Annotated in this window: 2 protein-coding genes; both read right to left on the bottom strand. The window is 40.4% G+C overall.

Annotated features, from left to right (window positions below):
* A partial coding sequence (locus HFP08_RS29810; protein ID WP_481856635.1) for a phosphotransferase-like protein occupies window positions 1-81 on the bottom strand: 81 nt, incomplete at its 3' end.
* A 704-nt stretch (window positions 82-785) separates the two neighbouring features.
* Window positions 786-1328 carry an HAD-IIIA family hydrolase gene (locus tag HFP08_RS28720; RefSeq protein ID WP_168124067.1) on the bottom strand — a complete coding sequence of 181 codons (543 nt, stop codon included), beginning with the start codon at window positions 1326-1328 and terminating at the stop codon, window positions 786-788.
* Window positions 1329-1688 lie beyond the last annotated feature (360 nt).

Raw genomic sequence — 1688 nt, 5'->3', positions numbered from 1 at the left:
AATTTGTTGTAATTCTAATGAAATACTGGTTTTCCCGGAACTCGAAGTTCCATTCAAAAATATTACTGTTCCAAAAGACATTCAGCCTTAACCCCTTTTCCTTGAATTAAAATTATTCCTGATTAAAATAGATAAGAAAACTTATATGTATTAAATGATTATCTTATGGTTGTGGGTTAATGTTCTTGCGGCTATTTCTTATAACGTTCTTGTATTCACGAACCCTCACTGCCTTAAACGACCGGAGGGAGTGGCCGCGACGCGGTTAGGCAGTGCAGGGTTGTCCGGCTGATTATGCTTCCCTGCTACTAGAACGGCTTCATTTTAGCCGTTCTACTTCCAGCTTCGGCCGGACCAAGGAGCGATAGCGACGCAGCGTGAATACGGTGTTATCCGATGTCCGCCAACCCCGAATCCACTTACAAAACTTTCTAACGGTTTTATACAATTCGTATGATCTAGGTACTCACCAACCTGCTCTATAAAAATTATCACTAACTTAGCTAAGGAACGCCAGGTTTTTCATTCTTTAATTCTTTATTTTTTAATTCTGTGCGGATTTCGGATAACGTTCTTGTATTCACGAACCTTCACTGCCTTAAGTGACCGAAAGGGAACGGCCGCGACGCGGTTAGGCAGTGCAAGGTTGTCCGGTTGAATAATCTTCCCTGCTACTGAATTATCTTCTTCGAAACCTCATCTTCCTGCTTCGGTCCGGACCAAGGAGCCGGAGGCGACGCAGCGTGAATACGGTGTTATGTGATGCTCGCTCTTCTTAGATATACTTACAGCTTTTTCTTTTTCATTATTATCCAGTTTACTGCATCTAATAAATCTTCAGCGATGTATTCGGGCTCTGCTTCTATCCATTTCTCTCTATATTTTGTTAAGGAATCTTTTCCCCAACCGGTTTTAACTAATATCTTTTTAGCTCCTATAGCATGAGCTGCTAACATATCAGTACTCCCAACATCACCAATAACCACACATCTTGATAGATTTAAATTATAATCTTTCGAAGCTTCTAACAACATTCCAGGTTTAGGCTTTCTACATTCGCATTCTTGTTCATGAGGACAAATATATGAATGATCAAACCCAAAGCTTTCAAACTGTTCTTTAAATTCTTCAATCGTTGCCTCTCCACGTGAAATTCTATACTGATTCGTGAATGCAAATACTTTAAGTCCGTTCTCCTTTAAAAGATTTATAGCTTCTTGAGAGTGCTTGAATAAGCTGAAATCATTGGGATGAATAAAATGACCGGTTCCACCGATAGTTCCATCTCGGTCTATAAATACTGCTTGAAGTTCATGATTTTCATTCATGGTTTTAATCCTCTCTTAGCGAGTTTCACATAACGTTCTTGTATTCACGAACCTTCACTGCCTTAAACGACCGAAGGGAGTGGCCGCGACGCGGTTAGGCTGTGCAAGGTTGTCCGGCTGACTATGCTTCCCTGCTACTGAATTTACTACTTTGAATCCGCTTCTTCTACTTCGGCCGGACCAAGGAGCCGGAGGCGACGCAGCGTGAATACTGTGTTATGAGATGTTCTCGCCTTCTCTGAAATAACCTACACCAATTGTCTTTAACTTTTTGATAAGCTCTTCTACATTTTTTGGTGATTTCAATACTATGATCTTCTTATCTTGATATTTCATTAACTTTTCCATAATTCCAGGAAT

This window comes from Paenibacillus sp. HB172176, from assembly GCF_011947265.1.
Lineage (GTDB): Bacteria > Bacillota > Bacilli > Paenibacillales > Paenibacillaceae > Pristimantibacillus.
Note: the sequence above shows the minus strand (reverse complement) of the source record. Positions and strands in the feature narration are given on the sequence as shown.